The 7,653-nt window shown below is 67.4% G+C and carries 7 protein-coding genes; 2 read left to right on the top strand and 5 right to left on the bottom strand.

Annotated elements, in window-relative coordinates; all coding sequences use genetic code 11:
* Positions 1-266 (bottom strand): dUTP diphosphatase (gene dut, locus AC5RWT_RS32195; RefSeq protein ID WP_494083768.1); only part of this gene is annotated, 266 nt, incomplete at its 3' end.
* 228 nt (positions 267-494) lie between these two features.
* Here dut and AC5RWT_RS32190 point away from each other — a divergent pair.
* Complete coding sequence (locus AC5RWT_RS32190; protein WP_494083766.1) at positions 495-1,016, top strand: DUF3093 domain-containing protein; 522 nt, start codon at positions 495-497, stop codon at positions 1,014-1,016.
* A 52-nt stretch (positions 1,017-1,068) separates the two neighbouring features.
* Here the strand turns inward: AC5RWT_RS32190 and AC5RWT_RS32185 are convergent, their stop codons facing one another.
* Positions 1,069-1,371 carry a DUF4193 domain-containing protein gene (locus tag AC5RWT_RS32185; RefSeq protein ID WP_493967400.1) on the bottom strand — a complete coding sequence of 101 codons (303 nt, stop codon included), beginning with the start codon at positions 1,369-1,371 and terminating at the stop codon, positions 1,069-1,071.
* A 320-nt stretch (positions 1,372-1,691) separates the two neighbouring features.
* Between AC5RWT_RS32185 and sepH the strand changes: the two genes are divergently transcribed.
* Positions 1,692-3,152 (top strand): septation protein SepH, encoded by a 1,461-nt coding sequence (sepH, locus tag AC5RWT_RS32180; protein ID WP_494083765.1) that lies wholly within the window; start codon positions 1,692-1,694, stop codon positions 3,150-3,152.
* A 146-nt stretch (positions 3,153-3,298) separates the two neighbouring features.
* Here sepH and AC5RWT_RS32175 read toward each other — a convergent pair whose 3' ends face one another.
* The 3 genes from AC5RWT_RS32175 to AC5RWT_RS32165 form a co-directional block, all read right to left on the bottom strand.
* Positions 3,299-4,399 (bottom strand): alkaline phosphatase family protein, encoded by a 1,101-nt coding sequence (locus tag AC5RWT_RS32175; RefSeq protein WP_494083767.1) that lies wholly within the window; start codon positions 4,397-4,399, stop codon positions 3,299-3,301.
* A gap of 82 nt (positions 4,400-4,481) precedes the next feature.
* Positions 4,482-5,156, bottom strand: a complete 675-nt coding sequence (locus AC5RWT_RS32170) for a DUF5998 family protein (protein ID WP_493967397.1) — start codon at positions 5,154-5,156, stop codon at positions 4,482-4,484.
* A gap of 37 nt (positions 5,157-5,193) precedes the next feature.
* A partial coding sequence (locus tag AC5RWT_RS32165) for a bifunctional acetate--CoA ligase family protein/GNAT family N-acetyltransferase (RefSeq protein ID WP_494083764.1) occupies positions 5,194-7,653 on the bottom strand: 2,460 nt, incomplete at its 5' end.

Below are 7,653 nucleotides of genomic sequence, written 5' to 3'. Positions count from 1 at the left end.
GTATTCAGCAAGGTCACCGCGATCTCTCCCCGGTAACCGGCATCGACTGTGCCGGGGGCGTTCACAATGGTCAGTCCATGCTTGGCCGCCAGCCCGGAACGCGGGTGGACCAGGGCGACATACCCGTGCGGCAGCGCCAAGGCCACGCCGGTGGGCACCAGGACCCGCTCCCCCGGGCCAATCCGGACGTCAATCCGGGTCCGCAGGTCCGCCCCGGCGTCCCCGGGGTGCGCGTAGGCGGGAGGTTCCAGCCCGTCGTCGAGCATTTTCAACTGGACTGTCAGCGTTTCAATTGTCTGCTGCACTCGTGATCGTATGTCCTTGCGATTGCCGGTAGTGCGGGGAGTTTTCCGGCAGTGCCGAGCCGTGCCCGCTGAGATATTCCGCACATCACTCTAGCGTGTTTTCACCGGTGACGCCCGCGGATGGGCGGGCTTCCACAGCCCCGCCGGCGGCAAGGTGAAATGCCTGTCGAAAGGTGAAAAGCTGAGTCCATGACACAACCCGCGACCCCTGCCGGCGGCCCCGGACCCGCCGGCGGTCCTTCTTCCGTGCCCCGCTTCGATGAGCGGCTCTGGCCCAACTTTTGGATCTGGCTCATTGCCGCCGGCGCTGCCGCCGCTGTCTTCGTGGTGCTGGCACCGATCAGCGTCACGGCAGGCATCATCGGTGCGGTGGTTGCCGCCATCCTGCTCGTCATCCTGCTCATCGCATCGACGCCGCGGATCCTGGTCACCGACACGACGCTGCAGGTGGGCCGCGCCCAGATCGAGCGTCGTTTTGTGGGCAATGTCGAGGCGTACACCCGCGAGGCCGCTACTGAACAGCGCGGCACCAAGCTGAACGGCACCGCCTACATGTGCATGCGGGGCTGGATCGATCCGGTGGTCACCATCGAAATCACCGACGAAACGGACCTGACCCCCTACTGGATCACGTCCACACGCCGGCCACAGCAGCTAGCCGCCGCCCTGGACCGTCCGGCGCAGGACATCCCCGCCCAGGATGCCGGCTAGCCCCAACGGCACGGCATCCTCCCCCGGCAAGCAGACGAGGCGCTTGCGCGCGCTACCCTTCGCAGTCCGTGCAGTACAGCAAACCGTCTTTCTCCTTGGCCACCTGTGACCGGTGGCGCACCAGGAAGCAGGACGCGCAGGTGAATTCGTCCTGCTGGGCCGGCAGGACGCGCACCAGCAGTTCTTCCCCGGACAGGTCGGCGCCGGGCAGTTCAAAACCTTCGGCTGCCTCGGCCTCGTCCTCGTCGACAACGGCCGACTGCTTATCGGTCCGCCGGTGCGACTTCAGCTCTTCGATGGACTCCTCGTGGGTCTCTTCGTCCGGCTTCCGCGGGGCATCGTAGTCAGTGGCCATTGTTGTTTGCTCCCACTTCGGTCCAGTCCAGTTCATCCCTCAGATCCCCGGTTCCAGGACTGGTGCCCGCAATCCGAGGATCTGTGCACAGGTCAACGCATCCGCGCTCGGATTTGTGCCCGTGCCGCGAAGATTCTCGCCGATTTCCGTGCGGCTGCCAAACTCCGCGCTTGCCGAACCAGCAGGGCGGCCTCCGTCGCGCCGGCCGAGGCCGGCGACCTTGCCCACAAACTCCGCGCCACACCTGCGAAAACAATAGGAAAAGCCCGGTATCGATGGCAGAGTTTCAAGCATAAAGTGTCGTCTGGTGGAGGGTTTTCATGCAGGATCTACGGCTGGTGGGTGTCCATGAGGATGGCGAACATCTGCTGTTGAGCGCAGGTGGCGACGACTACCGTCTGGCCATTGATGAAGCCCTGCGCACAGCGGTCGTCCGACCCACAACCACGCGTGCTCCGGGGGCCGGGGAACCAAAGGAAGCCGGTTTGTCCCCGCGGGAAATCCAGGCGCGCATCCGTGCAGGCGCCACGGCTGAAGAGGTTGCGGCTGAGTCCGGTTTCGACCTCGAACGTATCCGGCGCTATGAGAGCCCCGTGCTGGCTGAACGGCACTACATTGTGGAGCAGGCCCGCAAGGTGGAAGTGGCCGGTCCGCTCCCCGGCCACGATGGATACCGTTCGGCTTTTGGCGATGAGCCGGCCACGCTCGGTGAAATGGTGGACCACCGGATCCACGCTTTCGGCATCGAACCCGACTCAATGAACTGGGATTCCTGGCGGCGCAGCGACGGCACGTGGGAAATCGTGGCGTCCTTCACCGCCCCCGCCGCACCGGCCACCGAGTCCATCGGGGAAGAGCCGCCCGCGCGGTGGGTTTTCCATGCCGCCCGCCGCACCATCCAGAATGCCAACCGATGGGCTCAGCAGTTGAGCGAACTGGAGACCGTGGACGGTCCGGTACCCGGGCGCCGGCTGAAGGCCGTCACCGACCATGTCTTCGACTTCGAGGCCGACGCCGTGGCGGCCCCCGGCCCGGCGGACGAGCAGGACGAGGAGCAGTCCTCTGAGTCGGAAGAACTGCTGGAAGTGCTGCGTGCCCGCCGCGGGCACCGGCTGGGCGTCGATGAAGATGCCGACGACGCGCTGGCTCTGATGCTCACCCACGGCCCGGTTCCTGCGGCCCATCCCCGCGACGCGGTGGAGGAGGCAGATGCATCGGAGGACGATGCCCCAGCCATGCGCCCGCGGGCGGGTTTCCCGTTGACTCTGGCTCCGGCGTACGACGACGGTTCTGCTTCGTCCTTGGAGTTGGAGCACGGAGTCAGCACGCTCACTCACGAAATCACTCTTTCCGGCGCGCCCGAGTTCCTTCGGGAACAGCCGGAGCCCCAGACCGCCGGCGATGATCGGGCCGCCGAGGGGTACAGTGCCGAAGAGGCCGACGTCGACGGTCCCGCGGCCGGCGGTTCGGACCTTCACGGCAGCGGCGCGCAGGCCTCGTCGGGCGGCGCACAAGAATCCCATGCGGCCGGGCACCGCATGGAGTTCATGCGCCCTTTCACTGCGCCGGTGAAAACCGTGGACAGCGGCGATGGTATGGCTGCCGACCCGGCGGAGAAAGCGCCGGAGGGGTCACAAGCAGCTTCCGATTCCCCCGCAAGCGACACCAAGGACGGCGGGCCGGGCGATTCAGTGCCGGAACCGCCCAAGCGCGCCATCAAGCCCAAGCGTTCCAGCGTCCCCAGTTGGGACGAGATCGTCTTCGGCACCAAGCACGATTGACCTGCAGCGTCGCTCAGGCTCCAGCGGCGTTCGGACGGCTGCGGGGCTTGAGTCCGCAGCAGCGCTAGGCTGCAGAGGCGCTCCAGTTCGCAGAAGCGCACTTCGGTCGCAACGGTGACGCCCGCCAGGAATACGCGACCGTATTCCTAACGACGCTTGGCGGGAGCCACCAAGGTCAGCAGCGGCACTTCCCGCTCCGCCTTGGTCAGTGAGCCATGCTGGCCTACCACTGACATTGCGGTCTCCGGGACCCGGCGGGTGTCATAGAAAGCGACAGGTTCGCGGGCAGCCACCATGAGGTCTCCGATGCGGGGCAGTACCCTCGGGTCGACCCGGCCGAAAAACCCACGGCTGACTGCTTCTTCGCGGGTGAAGACCCAGGCTTGCCTCCCGTATTTGTCCAGCCAGGCACGGGCCACCTGTTCGCGGTGCCCGGCAGCGGCATCCGGTTCAAAGTAAAGGTGGACCAGCCGCGGTTCACCCGCTGTGTGCCGCACGCCGGCCACCAGCGCCGGGTCTGCCGAGTAGTCAAAGCGGAACTCCTCGGCCACGTCCAGCATGCCGTGGTCTGCGGTCAGCAGCAGCAGCGTGTCGGCCGGCAGCTGGCGTGCCAGGCGGCGCATGTCGGAGTCAAGTTCTTCCAGCGCATTCCCCCACTGGCCGGATGCGGCGCCGAAGCGGTGGCCGGCTTTGTCCAGTTCGTTGAAGTAGAGGTAGACCAGGGCGCGGTCGGTAGCCGCCAGCGCCTGGGCCGCTGCACCGGTGCGGGCATGACCGGTGGAGCCGGGCACGAATGTGCTGCCACGCAGCGCCGCCCGCGTCATGCCGGACTCGGCGAACCGGGGCAGGCTGACAGTGGTCACCGGCAACTGCTCCGCGACCCGTTCAAACACCGTCGGATGTGGTTGCCATACGCAGGGATCCACGCCGGCGTCCCAGCCACCGAGCTGGTTGACCACCTTGTCTTGTTCCGGGTCCAGCACGTCGTAGCCGACCATGCCGTGCCGGCCGGGCGCCAGCCCGGTTCCCAGGCTGGCCAGGGATGCCGCCGTCGTCGAGGGGAAGGCGCTGCCGAGCGTGCGCGAGTTCTCCATGGCCTGGCGCAGGAAGGGTGCGTGTCCGCCGCGCTGCTTCAGCAGGGCCTTGCCCAGCCCGTCGACCATGACTACGCAAACCCGCCGCGCCGGCGGCAGCTGCAACTCGTTGTCGAAACCCGCGGCGCCCAGCGCGGCGGCCGCACTGGTCATGACCTCGGCGATGGAGTTGCGGCCGTAGCCGGGGGCAGCCGGAAGCAGTTCCTGGATCAGGGTCACGCAGCAATCCCGCCGGTTAGCGGCCGTGGTGGCCGCGGACCAGGCGGTTGCCAATGCGCGGGCGTGGCTGCACCGGACCCGGCGCTGCGGCGGGTTCGGGGTGGCTGGTGCTGACCTTGCGCAGTGCCCGGGCGAAGTGCTTGGCGTTCTGCACCGCCTGCACCCCGTCGGCCTCGGCGCTGACGCGCAGCACAATGTCTTCCTGGACGATGTTGCCGGTGTAGCCGTGGTCGGCGTCGCACTGCGGGTCACCGCAGCCGGCCGGGCCCATGTCCAGCCGCTGGCCGCCGGACCAGGCGATCGCCAAGGTCAATTCGCGGGCCTGGTCGGCGGAGGTGTAGTTCTGCGGTTGGGCGTAGACGTAGCTGAGCACCACGGAGCGGATTTGGCTGACCGGGACCGACTCGGTGGAAATCTGCGCCATCATCTGCTCGCCCTCGTCGTCCAACTGCTGGTCGTCGACGTGGGTGATCACCAGCATGTCCTCGGTGAGCACCAGGACCGTGATGTGCCGGTGCACCTCGTTGCGGTCGAAATGGGTCTCGAGATGCACCAGATGGGACAGCGGCTCGCGCTCATCCAAGGCGTCGTGGACCACGTCGGAAACCAGCAGCGGGTAAAAGCCTGCCCGGTTGAGGGCGTCGTCGAGACTGCGGCGTTCGGCGGTCGAAAGGTGGCTCATGTGTTCCATATTCCCCTACGCTGCGGCCGGATGGCCAACCCGGGCTTCAGTCACGCATGGCGCGCCGCGCGCTGTCCGTCCGGTGCGCATGGTTTCCCAGCCTGACTTCGGCGTTCAGCACGGCCAGGCCGCTCTCGGAAAGCTGGACCGGGTTGAGCTCAAGCAGCGCCACTTCAGGATGTTCGTCCTTGAGCTGGGCCACCCGGGCGATCAGGTCCTCCAGTGCGGGAATGTCGACGGCGGGCAGGCCCTGGTATCCGAAAAGTTTGCTTGCCGCGCGCGGCCCGCGGACCAGATCCGCCACGTCCACCGTGGTCAGCGGGGGGATCCGGTGCGACCAGTCCCCCAGCAGGTTCACGGCGTCGCCGGCCAGCCCAAAAGACACCACGGGGCCCAACAGCGGATCTTCAATCGAGCGGATGGTGCAGGCCTGGCCGCCGGGAACCATCGACTGAATCTCCAACGGGATGTGGCCGAACTGGGCAAGGCTGGCGCGCATGTGCGCAATATTGGCGCGCAGCGTCGCCTCGTCGGGGATGTTGAGCCGGACGCCGCCGAGGTCCAGCCGCTGCCGCAACCGTTCGTCGGTGGTTTTCAAGGCGACGGGCCAGCCGAGCCGTTCGGCGGCGGCCACGGCCTCGTCGTCGTCAGTGAAGCCGGCTGATTCCTGCACCGTGATGCCGTAGCAGCCCAGCAGCCGGGCGGTCTGCGCGCGGGTAGGGGTCAGCAGGTCCGTTCCGGTAACCCCGGCGAGCAGGGCGTCAATGTGGCGTTGCGCCTCGGCCGGGTCGGTCCCTGCCGCTTCGGCATATTCGCCCTGGTCGCGGGCTTTCCATTCCGCATAGCGGACGACGGCGGCCAGCGCGTTCACGGCGCTGCCGGGGCTCGCAAAGCACGGCAGCCCGCGCTGCAAGCCACCCTCGGGGATTTGGCCGTCCGTCGCGAGCAGGCCGTCGGTGCGTTCGGCCAGATCCAGTACTCCGGTGAAGGAGGCGACCACGGGCTTGCCGGCTTCCTCCGCACATGCGCGCAGTACTTCGGCCAGCACCGAAGTCCGGATTCCCGTGGCCGGGAGGAGGGTCACGACGGCGGCGTGCACCTCGGGTGCGGCCAGCGCCTGCTGCACCTGCCGGCGAAGCACCGGCAGCGCCACGGACTGGCCGGTATTCAGATCCATGGTGGTTTCCTGCCGGATTACCTGAAGCTGGTGCGCCTTGGCAGCGTCGGCCACCACATTGCCCAGCGCCATGGAGTTGCTGAAGACCGCCAGGTTGGCCCCGGCCGGAAGCGGCTGGCTGACCAGGATCTGGGCCACGTCCATCAGCTCTTCATTGGTTTCCACGCGGATGACGCCGGACTGTCGGAACATCGCGTCGAGCGCGCCCATTGGTGCCTGGGTGGTGCGCACGGCATGGCCCGGCGGCAGCTGCAGTCCCATCACATCGGACTTGGCCACGATCACGGGCTTGCTGCGCGAGAGCCGGCGGGCAATGCGGGAGAATTTACGCGGGTTGCCGATGGATTCCAGATACAGGCCCACTGCTTTGGTGGCCGCGTCATCCTCCCAGTACTGCATGACATCGTTGCCGGAGACGTCGGCCCGGTTTCCCGCCGAGACGGTGGAGGACAGCCCCAGCCCGCGCCGGCTGGCGGCGGTGTAGAGCAGCACCCCGATTGCCGCCGACTGGCTGAAAAGCCCCAGCGGTCCGCGCGGCGGCATGGCGGGCGCCATGGAGGCGTTCAAGGACACGGCCGGGTCGGTGTTCAGGAGCCCGAGCGATCCGGGACCTATCACCCGCATGCCGTGGGCGCGCGCCTGGCGCACCAGTTCGCGCTGCCGCTGCAATCCTTCGGCGCCGGCTTGGGAGAAACCATCGCTGGCCACCAGGATTCCCTTGACGCCGGCGGCGGCACATTCGCGGGCCACCTTGGCCACTTCCTCGTACGGGACGGCGACGACGGCCAGTTCCACCGGCTGCGGCACATCGGCGATGGTGGCGTGGGAGATCATGCCGTTCAGCTCAAAGGCCTGCGGGTTGATGGCATAGACGGGGCCGGTGAAGCGGGCTTCAATGATGTTCTCCAGCAGCGAGTAGCCCACGCTCCCCCAGTCCCGGCTGGCGCCGATCACGGCCACCGATCCGGGCGCCAGCAGCGCCGCTACGCTCTTGGCCTCGGCGCGGTGCTCGCGGGCGGCCATGACTGCGCGGGAGCGGTCTGTGGGATCAAGATCGAACTCGAGGGCGACCACGCCGTCGTCGAAATGGCGCCGCACTTCGTAGCCCGCGTCGTTGAAGACCGTGATCATCTTCCGGTTTTCGGGCAGCACTTCGGCGGAGAACTTGCTGATGCCGTTCTCCCGGGCCGCTGCCGCGAGATGCTCGAGGAGGATGGACCCGAGCCCCCGGCCCTGGTGGGCGTCCGAAATGTTGAAGGCAACTTCGGCTTCGGCAGGATCGTCCAGCCGGTCATAGCGGCCAATGCCGATGATCTCGTCGCCCATGGT

It is taken from the genome of Arthrobacter sp. Dra40 (assembly GCF_059091905.1).
The sequence above is the reverse complement of the archived record's forward strand: the minus strand, read 5'-3'. Positions and strand labels throughout refer to the sequence as shown.